The 15,865-nt window shown below is 71.7% G+C and carries 14 protein-coding genes; 4 read left to right on the plus strand and 10 right to left on the minus strand.

All coding sequences use genetic code 11. The annotated features are described in order from the left end of the window. Positions 1-29: 29 nt before the first annotated feature. From ABZS77_RS13400 to ABZS77_RS13420, 5 genes are all read right to left on the minus strand, one after another. Positions 30-632 carry a hypothetical protein gene (locus ABZS77_RS13400; RefSeq protein ID WP_354822057.1) on the minus strand — a complete coding sequence of 201 codons (603 nt, stop codon included), beginning with the start codon at positions 630-632 and terminating at the stop codon, positions 30-32. Positions 633-757: 125 nt separating this feature from the next. After that, entirely contained in the window at positions 758-2,548 is a 1,791-nt protein-coding gene (locus tag ABZS77_RS13405) for a PIG-L family deacetylase (protein WP_354822060.1), read from the minus strand. Positions 2,549-3,093: 545 nt separating this feature from the next. Continuing rightward, positions 3,094-3,891 carry a sugar phosphate isomerase/epimerase family protein gene (locus ABZS77_RS13410; RefSeq protein WP_354822442.1) on the minus strand — a complete coding sequence of 266 codons (798 nt, stop codon included), beginning with the start codon at positions 3,889-3,891 and terminating at the stop codon, positions 3,094-3,096. Positions 3,892-4,007: 116 nt separating this feature from the next. After that, positions 4,008-5,159 (minus strand): dihydrodipicolinate synthase family protein, encoded by a 1,152-nt coding sequence (locus ABZS77_RS13415; RefSeq protein WP_354822063.1) that lies wholly within the window; start codon positions 5,157-5,159, stop codon positions 4,008-4,010. Beyond that, positions 5,156-6,307: a Gfo/Idh/MocA family oxidoreductase gene (locus ABZS77_RS13420; RefSeq protein WP_354822066.1), complete on the minus strand. Its 1,152-nt coding sequence runs from the start codon at positions 6,305-6,307 to the stop codon at positions 5,156-5,158. The genes ABZS77_RS13415 and ABZS77_RS13420 overlap by 4 nt, the downstream gene beginning before the upstream one ends. A gap of 571 nt (positions 6,308-6,878) precedes the next feature. Between ABZS77_RS13420 and ABZS77_RS13425 the strand changes: the two genes are divergently transcribed. Both ABZS77_RS13425 and ABZS77_RS13430 read left to right on the plus strand, forming a co-directional pair. Beyond that, complete coding sequence (locus tag ABZS77_RS13425; protein WP_354822444.1) at positions 6,879-7,943, plus strand: LacI family DNA-binding transcriptional regulator; 1,065 nt, start codon at positions 6,879-6,881, stop codon at positions 7,941-7,943. 2 nt (positions 7,944-7,945) lie between these two features. Next, on the plus strand, positions 7,946-8,953 hold the full coding sequence (locus tag ABZS77_RS13430; protein WP_354822069.1) for a phosphotransferase: 1,008 nt from the start codon (positions 7,946-7,948) through the stop codon (positions 8,951-8,953). A 51-nt stretch (positions 8,954-9,004) separates the two neighbouring features. Here the strand turns inward: ABZS77_RS13430 and ABZS77_RS13435 are convergent, their stop codons facing one another. Continuing rightward, on the minus strand, positions 9,005-9,667 hold the full coding sequence (locus tag ABZS77_RS13435; protein WP_354822072.1) for a fasciclin domain-containing protein: 663 nt from the start codon (positions 9,665-9,667) through the stop codon (positions 9,005-9,007). Between the two features lie 133 nt (positions 9,668-9,800). Here ABZS77_RS13435 and ABZS77_RS13440 point away from each other — a divergent pair, with 133 nt between their 5' ends. Beyond that, positions 9,801-10,286 carry a GNAT family N-acetyltransferase gene (locus ABZS77_RS13440; RefSeq protein ID WP_354822075.1) on the plus strand — a complete coding sequence of 162 codons (486 nt, stop codon included), beginning with the start codon at positions 9,801-9,803 and terminating at the stop codon, positions 10,284-10,286. An 11-nt stretch (positions 10,287-10,297) separates the two neighbouring features. Here ABZS77_RS13440 and ABZS77_RS13445 read toward each other — a convergent pair whose 3' ends face one another. Both ABZS77_RS13445 and ABZS77_RS13450 read right to left on the minus strand, forming a co-directional pair. After that, on the minus strand, positions 10,298-11,584 hold the full coding sequence (locus ABZS77_RS13445) for an MFS transporter (RefSeq protein WP_354822078.1): 1,287 nt from the start codon (positions 11,582-11,584) through the stop codon (positions 10,298-10,300). 99 nt (positions 11,585-11,683) lie between these two features. Beyond that, positions 11,684-12,244, minus strand: a complete 561-nt coding sequence (locus ABZS77_RS13450) for an NAD(P)H-dependent oxidoreductase (RefSeq protein ID WP_354822081.1) — start codon at positions 12,242-12,244, stop codon at positions 11,684-11,686. A gap of 138 nt (positions 12,245-12,382) precedes the next feature. Between ABZS77_RS13450 and ABZS77_RS13455 the strand changes: the two genes are divergently transcribed. Next, the gene (locus ABZS77_RS13455; RefSeq protein WP_354822084.1) at positions 12,383-12,847 is read left to right on the plus strand and encodes a MarR family winged helix-turn-helix transcriptional regulator; all 465 of its coding nucleotides are present in this window, start codon (positions 12,383-12,385) and stop codon (positions 12,845-12,847) included. 17 nt (positions 12,848-12,864) lie between these two features. Here the strand turns inward: ABZS77_RS13455 and ABZS77_RS13460 are convergent, their stop codons facing one another. Then, positions 12,865-15,198: a beta-L-arabinofuranosidase domain-containing protein gene (locus ABZS77_RS13460; protein ID WP_354822087.1), complete on the minus strand. Its 2,334-nt coding sequence runs from the start codon at positions 15,196-15,198 to the stop codon at positions 12,865-12,867. Positions 15,199-15,357: 159 nt separating this feature from the next. Then, positions 15,358-15,846, minus strand: coding sequence for an anthrone oxygenase family protein (locus ABZS77_RS13465; protein WP_354822090.1), 489 nt, complete (start codon positions 15,844-15,846; stop codon positions 15,358-15,360). Positions 15,847-15,865: the final 19 nt, after the last annotated feature.

The following is a 15,865-nucleotide window of genomic DNA, read 5'->3' on the forward strand; positions in this document are numbered from 1 at the left end:
ACCGTGCGGGCCGCCGCCCGCACGGCGGGTCAGACCTGGAAGTCGACCAGCAGTTGATCGCCCTTCTCGGTCACGCGGAAGTTCGCGGGCCTGGCGAGTCCGAACTGGACGAAGCACATGCCTTCGGCGTGCCAGAGGGCGGTGTGCAGCACCAACCGGTCCCGCTGCGGCACAGGCCGCTGCGGAAGGATGGTGTCGCTGCGCCCGATCTCCAGGTGCACGGTGTGCGGTGCGTCGACGATCGAGCGGCGCAGCTGCGGGTCCGGGTCGGCCACGACCGTGTAGAAACGCAGCGACGCCAGCGCGGCCGGGACGGCCGCCGGTGGACCGGGCAGGGCGAAGTCGAGGACCGACCGGACGTAGCCGGCACTGCGGTTGTCGGTCAGCCGGATGCCGTGCAGGCGTGGCATCGGCTGGGCCGCCTGCCGCTGCGTGTCCGCGTTCGGGTGCCGGATCTCGGCGCGCCGGACGAAGACACCGGCCCGACCGAACGCGCCGGACGTCGAGGCGGATTCCGGTGCGACAGTCGCGGGAGCCGGCCCGGCGGGCTGCGAAGGAGTTGGTTCCCGGAGCGGGATCTTCCACCCGATACCGGTCGCCATCGACGTCATGACGAAGCTGCGACGACGCATTGTGCGGTCCCCCGTGCGGATCATGCCCGTGTCCCGGGCAGTCGATGTCATCCCCCGGAGCGGGCGCCCCGGGATTCGTTCGGTCAGTGGGCCCGACGCCGGCACCGCTGGCCGGCGAGCGGGACCTACGCGGGAAGTGGCTGCCAGGGATCGAACGTCCGCCCGCCGACGCTGTCCTGCCGGCTGGCGTTGACCAGACCGTCCGCGCCGATCCGGAAGACGGTGATCAGGCCGGCCGCGTCCACCGCGGCGGCGAAGTCGATGGTCGGACCGTCCAACGGGGTCCAGGTGTCGTACGGTCCCCCGGGCGCCGACTCCATGTTCACGCCCACCGCCGTGTCCGAGCCCAGCGCGAAGAGGGTGACGGGCGCGTTCGGGTCGGACGGGTTTCTGACGACCGCGACCTCACCCATTCCGGTCTGACCGGGCACGATCGTCGGCGTCGCGTCGAACGAGCCGCCGGACGACGCCTGGCGGAAGATCGACACCTCGGCGCTGTTCTCCTGCCGGTAGACCAGTTGCAGGAGCTTGTTCGACCCGATCGCCACCTGCGGTGAGCTCGCGGGAGCGGGGGTCGGGAGCGTGCTGAGGGTGAAAGCGCCGTTGGGCTGGGTCTGTACCCAGTGCAGGACCCCGGTCCGGGTGGCGGCGAACACCTCGATCCGGCCGCTCGGATTGAGGATCGCGGCGATGGCGTCCTGCGCGTCCGACCCGCGCAGATCGGTCCAGCCGCCCCAACTGCCGTTGGCGGTGGTCTGTGCCTTGGCGCTGAGCCCTCCGCCGCCGTTCTTCACGAAGATCTGCATCCGGCCGTCCGCGTTCCGGCACGCCGTCGGGACGCCGATCTGGTCGGCGTTGCTCAGCCCCGCGTTGGGGCTGCCGAAATCCACCCACGACGTGAGCCAGCCGCCGTTGGGCTGGGTCTGGAAGGTGGTGACGATGTGGTGGTCCGAGAGGCGACGGGCGAAGATCTCGAGGCGGCCGTCGGCGTTGTTGCCGACGGTGAGGGTCGGTGCGAGCGGACCGCCAGCCCCACCCAGGGTGAGCGGGGCCGACCAGACGCCGTTCACGGTCTGCCACTGGGTGTGGACGACACCGTTGCGGACGACGAACGTCTGGAGCCGTCCGTCCGCGTTGCGACCGACCCAGGTCGTCCCCCGAGCCCACCGACGGTACGCCCGCGCCGGCCAGTTGTTCGGCGCGTACTTCACGTCGTAGCTCGCGTACAGGCTGAGCGTCGCGGTCTTGTCGGCGAGCGCGTCCACCGAGAGGTTGGCCACGGACTGGCTGATCTCGTAGTCGCGGTAGCTGACCTGGATCGCCCTGCTCGACGACGAGGTGGCCGCGTCGGTGATGAAACGTACCGTCGCGCGGTGGTCGGGGTGCTCCTGCGGGCCGTACCGCACATCGGGGTCGAGGTCCTGGAACCGCAGCACCGTCGGCTGGTACGTGGCGAGCAGTCCGGTGAGGACGGCCACGACGTCGGCGCGCTTGTAGGAGAACGACGTGGTCACCACCCCGGACTCCGGAATGATCGACGTGTCGGTCGTCCCGCCGTAGATGTTCGACAACTGGCCGTCGTGCAGGTTGAGAAACACCAGCGCCACGTCCGGGCGGACGGTCAACCGGTAGCGCTCGACCTGCCTCCCCGCGATCGTGAGCAGGTCACCCTGCCAGTCGGCCTGGCTCGGAGCGATAGTCGTCACTCCGGCCATCCGGGCGTACGCGTCCTGGACCCCCCGCTGCCTGTTGCGGGTCCGCTGCGCGTCGGTGGTGCCGGTGCCGGTGAGGTTGCCGGCGCTCAGGTACACGGTCACGCTGGGAACGCCGGCCGCGATGCTCGCGCTCACGTCGGGATTCATGAACAGCAGGTCGTCGTCCTCGTGCGCGACGACCTGCATGATCAGACTTGGCATGGCGATTTGTCCGAGCCTTTCCGGGCGGGCGCACAGCGGATCAGGCGCCGCCACGTGTGGCGGTGCCTGATCCGGATCTGGAAGGGCGCCAGCATCGCATGATCGTTCTGGCCCCGCTACCCCGCTTTCCGGCGCCCGCCGGACCCGGCGCGGCCCGGTTCCCGACCCCTTGCGACGCAGGTCATCGGGCGAACGGGGCGGCGCGAAGCACCGGCGCGACTGATCGCCGGGCTGCAATCCGTCGGTTCGACCGCGCCCACAGCGCCCCGACCTCGCCGTTCTCGATCAGACATATCGACGCGGGCATCTGGATCGCCGGCCGTCGGATACGGTCCAGCGACACGGTCGGGGGGCGGACCTGGGCCGCGCGGCCGGGCCCACGCACCATCCACCTCGACATCCACGTATGACCGGACGGTCGCCTCAGCTAAGACGAAAATCTTTCAAGCTCGGGCGATGGTCGTAGGTGAAACCGCAGACCGGACGGACGTCCTCGCGGTCCGGCGGGCAGCCCGGCGCTCCCGCGCTCCGCCTGCGGCGGTCACTCAGACAACGTGGCGCAGGTAGCCGGCGATCGCCGCGTCCAGCACCTCCGCGCCCGGACGCGCCCACACCTCGGCGGAGAACACCTCCACCTCGATCGGTCCGGCGTAACCAGCCGCGTCGACCGCCTCGCGCAGCCGGCGCAGCTCGATGCACCCGTCGCCGGGCAGCGCCCGACCGAGCAGCACACCCTCCGGCAGCGGAGTCACCCAGTCGCAGACCTGGAACGCGGCGATGCGCGCGCCGGCACGGGCTATCTGCGCGTACACCGTGTCGTCCCACCAGACGTGGTACGCGTCCACGACGACCCCGACCACCGCCGGGTCGAACCGCTCGGCGATGTCCAACGCCTGGCCGAGGGTGGCGATGACGCAGCGGTCGGCGGCGAACATCGGGTGCAGCGGCTCGATGGCCAGCCGTACGCCGGCCGCCGCCGCGTCCGGAGCCAGCTCCCCGATCGCGTCGGCGACCCGACGTCGGGCACCGTCGACGTCCCGGCTGCCGGCCGGCAGTCCGCCGGACACCAGCACCAACTCCGGGGCACCAAGCGTGGCCGCCTCCTCGATGGCCCGCAGGTTCTCCGCACGCCAGTCGTCGGCGGAGAAGAAACCACCCCGGCACAGCGAGGTGACGGTGAGGCCGGCGTCGCGGACCAGCTTCGCCGAGCGGGCCAGGCCGTACGCCGCCACCGGCTCCCGCCACAACCCGATACCCGGCACGCCGGCCTCCACGCAGCCGGCCACCACGTCCGGCAGAGGCCAGCGCTGGGAGGTGGCCTGGTTGAACGAGAACCGCGCCAGCCGCCCCGACGGGCCTTCCGACTGCGGGTCTCGCAGAACCGGCTCACTCCTCGCACTCACTGAGCCACCGTCCGTTCGCGACTGCGGGGCTCGCAGAACCGGCTCACTCCTCGCACTCACTGGACCACTCCCGCGACGGTGAACAGCGCCCGGGCGCGGGCGGCGGCCAGTTCGGCGTCGGGCAGCAGCCCGGCCGCGTCGGCCAGGGTGAGCAGGGTGGCCAGGTGCGCCGGGGACCGGCCGGACTGCGCGCCGCCCACCATCGTGAAGTGGTCCTGGTGCCCGGCCAGCCAGGCCAGGAACACGATCCCCGTCTTGTAGTGCCAGGTGGGCGCTGCGAACAGGTGCCGGGCCAGCGGCACCGTCGGCGCGAAGATCTCGTCGTACACCGGCAGGTCCCCCCGGTCCAGGGCGGCGAGCGCGGCGGCGGCGGCCGGTGCGATGGCGGCGAAAACCCCGAGCAGCGCGTCGGAGTGGCCCACCTCGTCGCCCCGGATCAGCTCCGGGTAGTGGAAGTCGTCACCGGTGTAGAGGCGTACCCCGGCGGGCAGCCTGCGGCGCAGCGCAACCTCCCGGCCGGCGTCCAGCAGCGACACCTTGATGCCGTCCACCTTGGACTGGTGCGCCTTGACCAGCTCGAGGACCGTGTCGGCGGCCAGGTCCAGGTCCGCCGCACCCCAGTAGCCGGTCAGCGCCGGATCGAACATCGCGCCCAGCCAGTGCAGCACCACCGGGCCGTCGGCGGCGCTGAGCAGCTCGTCGTACACCCGCAGGTAGTCCTCCGGGCCGCGCGCCGCGGCGGCCAGGTGCCGGCTGCACATCAGCACCGGCCGGGCGCCGGCCGCGCGGACGTCGGCGAGCTGTTCGGTGTACGCGGCGGTCACCGCGGCGAGGGTGGCCGGGCCGGCCGGCAGCTGGTCGGTGCCGACTCCGGCGACGATCCGCCCATCCACCGCGCGGGCCTCGGCGGTGCTGCGCCGGATCAGCTCACGGGTCGTCGGATAGTCCAGCCCCATCCCCCGCTGGGCGGTGTCCATCGCCTCGGCGACCCCCAGCCCGTACGACCACAGGTGCCGCCGGAAGGCGAGGGTGGTGTCCCAGTCCACAGCGGCCGGGGCGCCCGGCACGTTCTCCGCGACCGGGTCGGCGACCACGTGCGCGGCGGCGTACGCGATGCGGCTGGTCGCGGGCGCGGCCGGGCGGGCGAAGCCGCTCCCCCCGGCCAGCCGGTGCCGCCGTCCACCCGGCAACACCACCTCGGCGGTCATGAGCGCAGCTCCGGCACCTCGACGCGGACGCCGTCGCGGGCCGCGCGCAGCCCCAGTTCGGCGAGCTGCACGCCGCGCGCGCCGGCCAGGAAGTTCCACCGGAACGGCTCGCCGGTCACGATGTGCCGCAGGAACGCCTCCCACTGCACCTTGAAGCCGTTGTCGAACTCCTCGTTGTCGGGCACCTCGGCCCACTGGGCGCGGAAGTTCTCGGTGACCGGCAGGTCCGGATTCCACACCGGTTTCGGGGTGACCGCCCGGTGCTGTACCCGGCAGGTGCGCAGGCCGGCGACCGCGCTGCCCTCGGTGCCGTCGACCTGGAACTCCACCAGCTCGTCGCGGTACACCCGCACCGCCCAGGACGAGTTGATCTGCGCGATCACCCCGCCGTCGAGTTCGAAGACGGCGTACGCGGCGTCGTCGGCGGTGGCCGCGTACGTGCCGCCGGTCTCGTCCACCCGCTCGGGCACGTGCGTGGCGGTCACGCAGGAGACGGCGTTGACCCGGCCGAACAGCTCCTCCAGCACGTAGTGCCAGTGCGGGAACATGTCCACCACGATGCCGCCGCCGTCCTCGGCCCGGTAGTTCCACGACGGACGTTGCGCCGGCTGCCAGTCGCCCTCGAAGACCCAGTAGCCGAACTCGCCGCGCACCGACAGGATCTGGCCGAAGAAGCCCCCGTCGACGAGCCGCTTGAGTTTGCGCAGCCCGGGCAGGAAGAGCTTGTCCTGGACGACGCCGGTGCGGATGCCTGCCGCGTCGGCGGCCCGGGCCAGGTCGAGCGCGGCGGCGGTGTCCTCGGCGAGGGGCTTCTCCGTGTAGATGTGCTTGCCGGCCTCGATGGCCTGCCGGATGGCCTTCTCCCGCTGCTGGGTGACCTGGGCGTCGAAGTAGATCTCGACGTCGTCCCGGGCCAGCGCCGAGGTCAGGTCGGTCGTCCAGTCGGTCAGGCCGTGCCGCTCGGCCAGCTCACGGAGCTTTGTCTCGTTGCGCCCGACCAGGACCGGTTCCGGCCAGATGGTCGTGCCGTCGGTCAGCGTCACGCCGCCGGACTCGCGGATGGCCAGCAGCGAGCGGACGAGATGCTGCCGGTAACCCATCCTTCCGGTCACGCCGTTGACGATGATGCCGATCGACCTGCGGGTCATGGTGTTCCTTCCGTCGTGCTGGTCGTGCCGATCCCGCGTCCTGGGTGGCTGCCGGCGGTGGTGACGGCCTACGCCGCCGGGTGGAGGAGCGACGTCTCGGCGTCGCCGGTGGCCGCCGTGTCGGGGGTGGCCGGCGACCCCGCCGTGTGCGGCGCGTTCCCGCTCACACGGAACCTCCTCGGAGGTCGGCACACCCCCCGGGGGTCGGCCGATCGGCGAATCAGGCAAACGCTTTCCTGGAGCGTAGGCGGCGCCCGAATACCAGGCAAGGCCTTTCCTCGATGTCTTTGCGCCGCCCTCGCGACCGTCCCCACCGGACGGTCAGCCGACCGCCGGGCAGGTGTCCAGCAGGCCAACCGGTCCCGCTCGACCGGCTCGTCGACCGCGTACCTGGGCATTCCCCCAGGTGACCGGGATCGCCGCGTCGAGCTGCGCCCTCCCCCGCGCCGGGCGGCGGCCCGGCCGCCGCCCGGCGCTCCCCCGGAGCCTCCCTGCGGGAAAGGGCTTTCACTGCGGTACCGTGACGCTGGCCGGCACGGCGGAACGCCGTCCACTGATCGAGGGGGCGGCCATGGCGACCCTGTCCGACGTGGCGCGACGCGCGGGTGTCTCACCCGCCACCGCCTCCCGTGTGATCAACGGCAGCAGCAAACCGGTCACCGACGAGCTGCGCGAACGGGTGCTGGCCGCCGTCGCCGAGTTGCAGTACGTGCCGAACGCGCACGCCCAACTGCTGGCCCGCTCGCACCGCAGCGCGGTCGGCGTCATCGTGCACGACGTCTCCGACCCGTACTTCGCCGAGATCACCCGCGGCCTGCAACGCGTCGCCAGCGACCGGGGCCGGCTGCTGATGATCTGCAACAGCTACCGCGACCCCGACCGTGAGCTGGAGTACGTGGAGCTGCTGCGCGGGCACCAGGTGGCGGCGCTGATCCTCGCCGGCTCCGGCTACCACGACGAGGCGTTCACCCGGCAGCTCAACGAGAAGCTGGCCGCGTACGAGACGACCGGTGGGCGGGTCGCGGTGATCGGCCGGCACGAGCACTCCGGCGACGCGGTGATGCCCGACAACCGGACCGGCGGCTACCTGGCCGGCCGGGAGCTGTGCGAGCTGGGGCACCGGGCGATCGGCGTGGTCGCCGGCCCGCGCATCCTCACCACCACCACCGACCGGCTGGACGGGCTCCGCCAGGCCCTCCGCGAACAGGGCCGGGACCTGCCCGACCGGCGGATCCGGTACGCCGAGTTCGACCGGGACGGCGGCGCGGGGGCCACCGCCCGCCTGCTCGACGCCGACCCGGAGTTGACCGCGATCGTGGCGCTCAACGACTCGATGGCCATCGGCGCGCTCGCCACCCTGCGGGCCCGGTCGCTACCCGTACCGCAGCGGATCTCCGTGATCGGCTTCGACGACATGCCGATCGCCCGGGACGTCACCCCGCCGTTGACCACCGTGCGGCTGCCGCTTGTCGACATGGGGGTACGGGCGATGTCGCTGGTGCTCGGCGCGGACACGCTGTCGCCCCGGGTCGAGATGCTGCCCGCCGAGCTGGTCCGCCGGGACACCACCGGCCCCGCCGCCCAGTCCACGACCCGACCGGCGCCCCGGGCGCGGCGGGCCGACACGGCGTCATGACCATGCTCGGCCCGACACAGCGTCCCCTGACGACCGACGACGTGGCGTACCTGGTCCGCGCGTCGTTCGGCCCACGGACCCGGGTCCGCGAGGCGGGTCCGCTGACCGGCGGCGGGTACGCCACGGTGTGGTGGGCGGCGCTCGACGACGACCGTCGGGTGGTGCTGAAGGTGGCCCCGCCGGTCGGAACACCGCTGCTGCGGTACGAACGGGGGCTCTGCGCTGCCGAGGCCCGCTACTTCCGGCTGGTCGCCGATCGGGCACCGCAGGTGCCCGTGCCCGCGGTGCTGCACCACGGCACCGACCCGGCGTACGGCGAATGGCTGGTCACCGCGATGCTGCCCGGCCGGTCCCTGCACGAGCTGTCCGGGCGCGGCGTCGACGACGGCCCGGCGCGGTACGACCTCGGGGTGGCTCTCGCCGCGCTGCACCGGATCACCGGCGACCGGTTCGGCTACGACGGTGCGCGGGCCGGCGGAGCGACCTGGCGGGCGGCGTTCACCGGGATGCTCGACGCGCTGCTCGCCGACGCGGTCGACTGGGACGTCCCGCTGCCGGTCACCGGGGACGACCTGCACGCGCTGGTGCGGCGGCACGCCGAGGTGCTGGACGAGGTACGCCGCCCGGCTCTGCTGCACTTCGACTGCTGGGACGGCAACGTGCTGGCCGAGCCCGACGCGGACGGCCGGTTGCGGCTGCGTGGCCTGGTCGACGGCGAACGGTACCTCTACGGCGACCCGCTGCTGGACCTGGTCTCGCCGCGGCTGTTCCGCCGGGCGGAGGATGAGCCGGACCATCCCCTGCTTGTCGGTTACCGGGCGGCCAGCGCCGAACCGCTGGTCCTGGACGACTCGGCGCGTCGCCGTCTCGCGCTGTACCGGCTGCACCTGTACCTGCTGATGACCGTGGAGATGCCCAGCCGGGGCATGACTCCGGACAGCCATCGCGGGCGGCATGAGCGGCTGGCGACCCTGCTCGGCGAGGAGATCACCGCGCTCGGACCGGTCTGACGATCGACGCGGGCGGCGCCCGGCGCGAGGCCGGACGCCGCCCGTCCCTGCTCAGGGCAGGTCGATCGGGCGCAGCACCCGGTCCACGGCGTGCGCGATCTGCCGGTTGCCCTTGTTGACGTCGAAGCTGACGACGCGGGCGTTGCGGTCGTTGGTGTCGGCGTCGACCAGCCGCACCTGCCGGAAGAAGAACAGGTAGGTGCGCACGTCGACCTCGACGGTCGAGCCGAGCGCGGTGGTCAGGTCCGTGCCGTCGGCGCGGACCGCCGTGTTGCGGTCGATCGTGGCGCCCGGCACCACGTGGTAGAGCAGGACGTTCTCCACGGTGTCGATGCCCAGCCCGGCGACCGCCGCGAACGCGGCGCTCTCACTCGGCAGCTTCGTGGAATCGGTGATCTCGCGTACCAACTGCTGGAAGGCCGCGTCGGTGGGGATGAACGCGGTCAGCGCGACGGTGCCGTCGGTCAGAACCTTGACCGGCGAGTTCGGCTTGGCCTCCAGCACGGCCAGCACGGCCGCGGTCAGCACGTCGAAGTCACGCGAGTTGCGGTCGAAGCCGCTGGTGTCCTTCGTGAGCACCTGGGCGAGCGACGTCGTGCCGAGCGGCTTGGCCTTACCGGTCGCCGAGGCGGCCGGCACGGCGACGGCCGTGGTGGCCAGCGCGGTGGCCATGGCGCCCACCGCCATCCTGGCGGCGAGTCGTGCGATCTTCATCAGCGGGCCTTTCGTCGAAGCGACGGATCCGTGACGTCTCGTCACGACCCATGCTTCGCACCGGGTACGCCCCGCGGATGCACCTGCCGTAAACAGATTGTCCGAACCTCGTGCGGGGCCCTAGCCTCGCCCGGTGCTCATTCGGGAGTTCGTCGACCAGGACTGGTCTCAGGTGTGGCCGATCATCCAGGAGGTGATCCGGGCACAGGAGACGTTCACCTACGACCCCGCGATGACCGCCGAGCAGTCGTACGGCATGTGGGTGGAGGCCCCGCCGGGTCGGACCGTCGTCGCGGTCGACGGCGAGCGGATCCTCGGCACCGCGAAGATGGGCACCAACCGCCCCGGGCCCGGCGCGCACGTGTCCACGGCGAGTTTCATGGTGGCCGCCGACGCGCGCGGGCGGGGCGTGGGCACCGCGCTGTGCCGCGACGCGCTGGCGTGGGCCCGCGCGCGGGGGTACGCGGGCATGCAGTTCAACGCCGTGGCGCAGAGCAACCGGGCGGCGGTCGACATCTACCGGCGCGAGGGCTTCGAGGTGGTCGGTACGGTGCCGGGGGCGTTCCGCCACCCCACCCTCGGCCGGGTCGGCCTGCACGTCATGTACCTGGAGTTCTGAGCGGGCTCGTCTCAACCGGTCGTGCCGCCGGCCGGGGCGGGACGGAGCACCGGCCGGCGGCCGGCCGGCTCCGCGCCGGCGCGGCGGATCGGGGTGAACAACCCGCCGACGGCGACCAGCAGGCATCCCGCGCCCGCCACGAGCAGGACGGCCTGGACGCCGTACCTGCCGGCGGACCAGGTCAGCACCGCCGCGCCGGCCGGCCCCAGGGCGTAGTGCGTGCTCCAGAACGCCGAGGTGACCCGACCGAGCAGGTGATCGGGAGTGATCTCCTGACGCAGCGACATCGAGCAGATCCCGCCGATGCTGAGGCAGCACAGGTACACCGCGGTCAGGGCGGTGACGGCCGGCACGCTCGTCGCGACGCCCACGCCCGCCACCGCGAACCCGCAGAGCGTGTGCGCGCTGATCCAGGTGACACCGAAGCCGCGCCGGCGACGCAGCGGTGCCACCAGCAGCGCGCCGGCCACCGTTCCCAGCGCCGCCACCCCGAGCACCGTGCCGACGGTGCCCTCGGAGCCGCCGAGGTCGTGCCTGACGTGGTAGATCAACACGTCGGTGAAGCCGTAGGTGAGGAAGATGAACACCGACAGCAGCACGGTCAGCGCCCGGAGCACGGGCTGTCGCCACAGGAACCGCGCCCCCGCCAGGAACTCGGCCAGCGGGCGCTGCCGGGGGGCCGCGGCCTCGGCACCGGCCTCGACGGGTCGCAGTCGGATCAGCCACAGGCCGACCGCGGAGAGCGCGAAGCTTCCCGCGTTGACGGCGATGGCGGTCGCCGGACCGAAGCGGGCCGACACCACACCGGCGAGCAGGGGCCCCAGCACGGCCATCGCCGCGTACGTCGCCTGCAACCGGCCGTTGGCCTCGGTGATCCGGTCGGAGTCGACGAGGTTGCGCACCGCCGTCACGGCGGCGACCTGGAACACCATGCCGGCCGCCTCGCAGATCGGCAGGACGACGAAGAGCAGCCAGACCTGCGGGCCGGCGAGCCAGGCCAGGGGCACCAGGGCGTACAGCACCAGCCGGGCCAGGTCCGCGGCGATCATCAGGGTGCGGCGGTCGTACCGGTCGACGAGCACCCCACCGAAGATGCCGGCCACGACGGACGCGGCGCCCGCGACGGCGGTGAGCAGACCCATCCGCGCCACCGACCCGGTCGCCTGGAGCACCAGCAGCGGCACCGCCAGGTACGCGAACGAGTCGCCGGCCGCGGAGAGCGACTGCGCGATCCAGTACGTGCCGAAGGCGCGGTCGCGCCACAGTGGTGCCCGGCCCGGGCTGGCTGCTCGGCTCATCCCGCCGAGGTTAGTACGCCGCCGGCGACGGCACGGCCCGGAACGAGCCGAGCCGGCCCCGGGACGATGTCCCGTGGCCGGCTCCGGATCTGTCCGGGGTCAGCGCTGGCGCAGCGGCGCGAGCGCGGCGCTCCAGGCGACCACCTGGTCGAGTGTGGTGTTCAGCGCGTCCTCGTGGAACGTGTTGGGCTTGAAGACGCTGAAGTTCTCGAAGTCGGTGAAGAGCGACAGCGCGACCTGGGATCGCACGTCGGCCATCTGGAGTTCCCCGGCGATCAGGCGCAGGTGCTCGACGGCACGCGCCCCACCGACCGAGCCGTAGCTGACGAACCCGACGGCCTTGTTGTTCCACTCGCCGTAGAGGAAGTCGATGGCGTTCTTCAGGGCACCCGAGGTGGAGTGGTTGTACTCGGGGGTCACCATGACGAACCCGTCGTACGAGGCGATCGTCTCGGCCCACTTGAGCGTGTGCGGCTTGGTGTACTGACCCATCGACGGCGGGTACGCCTCGTCGAGGTGCGGCAGCTGGTAGTCCAGCAGGTCGATCAGCTCGTACTCCGCGTCGGAGCGCTGCTTGGCGACCTCGAGGACCCAGCGGGCGACAGCCTCGCCGTTCCGCCCGGGGCGGGTGCTGCCGAGGATGATGCCGATCCTGGTCATGGGTGGCGCCTTTCGAGGGTGGTTCCGGTGGACGCGCCGACGCTAGCCTTCATTGCTTGGTCAAGCAAATAACCCTCGTGTGGCTGTCCCCACACCGAGGGTGGGCACTTGACGGATCAAGCAACTAGGCTGGGGCGCATGGCCGGCACACCCCCAGAGCGTCCGAAACCGCTCACCACGGACGAAGAGGCGCTGGTGCGCGCCCTGGGTCAGGTGATGTACGTGCTGCCCCGCACGATCGACGGCGACATGGTCGGCGACCGGCAACTGCCGCTGACCGAGTACATCGCCCTGATGCACCTCTCCGAGGCGACGGACCGGCGGATGCGCATGAACGAACTCGCCGCGCTCTGCCACCTCTCACTCAGCGGCATGACCCGCACGATCATCCGGCTGGAGACGCAGGGCCTGGTGAAGCGGGAACGGTGCGAGCAGGACGCCCGCGGCTGGAACGCCGTCCTCACCGACGCCGGCTTCGCCCGCCTCGAGGAGTCCTGGCCCAGCCACCTGGCCGCCATTCGCCGGCGGTTCCTCGACCACTTCGAGGGCTTCGACCTGGCTCAGCTGGCCCGCGCGTTCCGGAACGCCGGAACGGCCGACTGAGCCAGGTCGCGCCCGGCCTAAACGTTGGCCACGAGCCGCCACCGGTTGTCCGCGCTGCCGTTGTCCGAATCCTGCACTGCCTGCGCGCCCCACGCGGTCGAGCCGTTCAGGATGCCGAGCAGCTTGCCGCTGTTGACGTTGCGGATCCGGTAGGTGCCGTCGCCGTTGTCCACGAGTGTCCACCGGTGGTCGGCGGTGCCGTTGTCGGCCCACTGCAGGACGCGGGCGTTGTCGGCTGTCGACATGTTCTCCACCCCGAGGACCTTCCCGCTGTTGACGTTGCGGAACCTGACCGCCGCGCCGTCGGTCACCACCACCCAGTTGTGGTCGGCGGTGCCACTGTCACCCCACTGCACGGCCAGCCCGCCGTCGGCGGTGGACATGTTCTGGACACCGAGCACCAGGCCGGTGCCCACGTTCACCAGTCGGTGACTGGCGCCGCCGCTGCTGCCGCTGACACTCCAGTAGACGGTGTAGTTGTAGCCGTGGGCGTCGTAGAACGGCGCGAGGTTGACCGTGGCGCCGTTCGCCGTCGCGGTGAACGCCAGCGCGCTGGTGCTGGCGCGGGCGATCGACGAGACGTTCAGCGACGGCAGCGCGCTCAGCGACGTGTTGCCGTAGTTGCCGCACAGCACCGTCGGGCCGTACGTGACGGCGGCGACGCCGGGGTTGTCGTTGGCGGGCTGCGTGACGACCCGCATCGGCAGGCGCACCGTGATGGTGTCGCCGGACGCCCAGGTCCGGGTGATCGTGGCGTAGCTGCCCGGGGTGGTGGCGACGGCCTGCGCGACACCGTTGACGCTCACCGTCGCGCCGCTCGTCCACGCCGGGATGCGGACCCGGATGCTCCAGGAGCCGCTCATCGTGCCGGACAGGGTGAGGGTGCTGGTGTCGCCGACCGGGTAGCTGGTGCTCTGCGTGACCGTGATGCCGCGCTCCGACCAGGTCAGCACCGACGGCGCGAACAGGTTCACGGTCAGCGTCGTGCCGTTGCGGAAGTAGATGGAGTCCATCAACCTCGTGTTGATCTCCAGGCCGGTGCCCTGGCAGCACCAGAACGAGTTGTAGTCGGTGCTCCAGGTGCCCCCGCCCCAGGCCGGACCCACGCCCCGGCGGCCACCCGGGCGCAGCGGGGTGAAGTAGGTGATGTGACCGTGGCTGTCGGCCGGGTTCTGGCCGCCGATCAGGTGGTTGATCAGCGCGCGCTCGTAGAAGTCGAAGTAGTCGGTCCGGTTCGGGTCGAGCAGCCACAGCTCCCGGGTCAGCTTGAGCATGTTGTAGGTGTTGCACTGCTCGCAGGTGTCGTTGCTGAGGTATCCGGCGATGGCGTTCGGCGCGCGGAAGTGCTCGGCCTGGCTGTTGCCGCCGATGACGTAGGTGTGCGCGCCGACGGTGATGTTCCACGCATTGCTGGCGATGTCCCGGTAGCGGGTGGTCCCGGTGGCCTTGAACTCCCGGGCGGCGCCGATCCACTTGGGCACCTGGGTGTTGGCGTGCAGGCCGGAGAGCTGGTCCTGGTTGGCCGCCAGGGGGTTGAACACGGCGGCGTGGTCGAACCGCTGCGCGGTGGCGAGCCACCGGGCGTCTCCGGTCTGCTGGTAGATGTCGGTCAGCACGTCGTTCATGCCACCGAACTCGGTGCCGAGCATGGACTGCATCTGGCTGGAGCTGAGGCGGGCCGTACGGGTGTCCACCCAGCCGGCGAGCCGCAGGAGCACGTCGCGGGCCTGCGTGCTGCCGGTGTAACGCCAGACGTCGAGCAGTCCGGCGAGGGTCTTGTGGACGCAGTAGTAGGGCACGTTGCCGTTGGACAGCGTCCGCGCCTCGAGGGCGGTGAAGTCGGACTCAGGGAAGCCGGAGAGGTAGCCGGTGCCGAACCCGGCGGCCGAGTTGTTGGCCTGGCACTTGGCCAGCTCGGCCACCATGTAGTTCGCCTTGTCCCGGCAGGTGGTGTCGCCCAGCACCGCGTATCCGTACGCCCAGGCGCTCAGGAAGTGCCCCTGGATGTGGGTCCGGAACGGGAAGTTCGGCGCGTCCCAGCCTCCGTTGGTGGCGGCGCCGTTGGTGGACAGCCGGTGGTTGGCCCGGAAGTTGTAGAGCAGACGGTCGACGTCGACGAAACGCAGGTAGGTGAGGGTGCGGCTCTGGTTGTCCAGCCAACGGCCGGCGGTGAGCCGCACCTGACCCGGGTCGAAGGGGTACGCCGAGACGCCGATGTCCGTACGGGCGGGCGGGACCACGGCGGCGGACGCGGCGGACGCGCCGATGACTGTCGCGCCGGTGGCGGACACGACTGCGGTGGCACCGGCGGCCTGCAGCACGCGACGCCGACTGATGGGCAGGGGGGACATGGGACCTCCACGGGCAGCACAGCCGGGCGAGGCGGGCTCGGCGGGACGGTGCGATGCGGACGTTAGCGTTCACATCGTGTCCGGCATGTTACGGCGAGAGACCCGAGGCATTCAAGGTAGTGATTTTCTGTAGGTGATGTTATCGATAACACCCCGGACTCAGCGGGGCAGTCGGCCGACCTCGACCAGAGCCCACGCGAGCAGCCCGAACGCCCCCGTCGAGGCGACGGCGCGCACGACGTTGCCGCGCACCCACGGCCGTTCGAAACGCGCCCGCATCGCCGCCGGGTCGGCGTCGCCGGCCCGGGCCAGCGCGTTGTTCAGCGGCACGTTGACGATCGCGGTGACACCGAGGACCACCAGGTACGACACCAGCCCGGCCACGATCCACGGCAGCACCGCCCGACGCCCGGCACCCAGGTGCAGCGCCGCCGCCAGCAGGGTGAACGCCAGCGCGCCGCCGAAGCAGAGCGCGAACCATCCGTTGAGGATGGACTCGTTGATCCGCCGCATGGCGAGCACCAGTGTCCGGTCGTCCGTGCGACCGAGACCGGGCATCACCGCGTAGGCGAACGCGGCGAACAGTCCGGCGGTCAGGCCGGTGGTCAGGGTGGCGGCGAACAGACTCGCGGTACGGAGGAAACCCATACCCCCATTGCACCCGCTG

This window comes from Micromonospora sp. NPDC005298 (assembly GCF_040607375.1).
GTDB lineage: Bacteria > Actinomycetota > Actinomycetes > Mycobacteriales > Micromonosporaceae > Micromonospora.

Coding starts and splice junctions, on each gene's coding strand:
- ABZS77_RS13400 (WP_354822057.1), bottom strand. CDS start 632: ATGCGTCGTCGCAGCTTCGTCATGACGTCGATGGCGACCGGTATCGGG.
- ABZS77_RS13405 (WP_354822060.1), bottom strand. CDS start 2,548: ATGCCAAGTCTGATCATGCAGGTCGTCGCGCACGAGGACGACGACCTG.
- ABZS77_RS13415 (WP_354822063.1), bottom strand. CDS start 5,159: ATGACCGCCGAGGTGGTGTTGCCGGGTGGACGGCGGCACCGGCTGGCC.
- ABZS77_RS13420 (WP_354822066.1), bottom strand. CDS start 6,307: ATGACCCGCAGGTCGATCGGCATCATCGTCAACGGCGTGACCGGAAGG.
- ABZS77_RS13425 (WP_354822444.1), top strand. CDS start 6,879: ATGGCGACCCTGTCCGACGTGGCGCGACGCGCGGGTGTCTCACCCGCC.
- ABZS77_RS13430 (WP_354822069.1), top strand. CDS start 7,946: ATGCTCGGCCCGACACAGCGTCCCCTGACGACCGACGACGTGGCGTAC.
- ABZS77_RS13435 (WP_354822072.1), bottom strand. CDS start 9,667: ATGAAGATCGCACGACTCGCCGCCAGGATGGCGGTGGGCGCCATGGCC.
- ABZS77_RS13445 (WP_354822078.1), bottom strand. CDS start 11,584: ATGAGCCGAGCAGCCAGCCCGGGCCGGGCACCACTGTGGCGCGACCGC.
- ABZS77_RS13450 (WP_354822081.1), bottom strand. CDS start 12,244: ATGACCAGGATCGGCATCATCCTCGGCAGCACCCGCCCCGGGCGGAAC.
- ABZS77_RS13455 (WP_354822084.1), top strand. CDS start 12,383: ATGGCCGGCACACCCCCAGAGCGTCCGAAACCGCTCACCACGGACGAA.
- ABZS77_RS13460 (WP_354822087.1), bottom strand. CDS start 15,198: ATGTCCCCCCTGCCCATCAGTCGGCGTCGCGTGCTGCAGGCCGCCGGT.
- ABZS77_RS13465 (WP_354822090.1), bottom strand. CDS start 15,846: ATGGGTTTCCTCCGTACCGCGAGTCTGTTCGCCGCCACCCTGACCACC.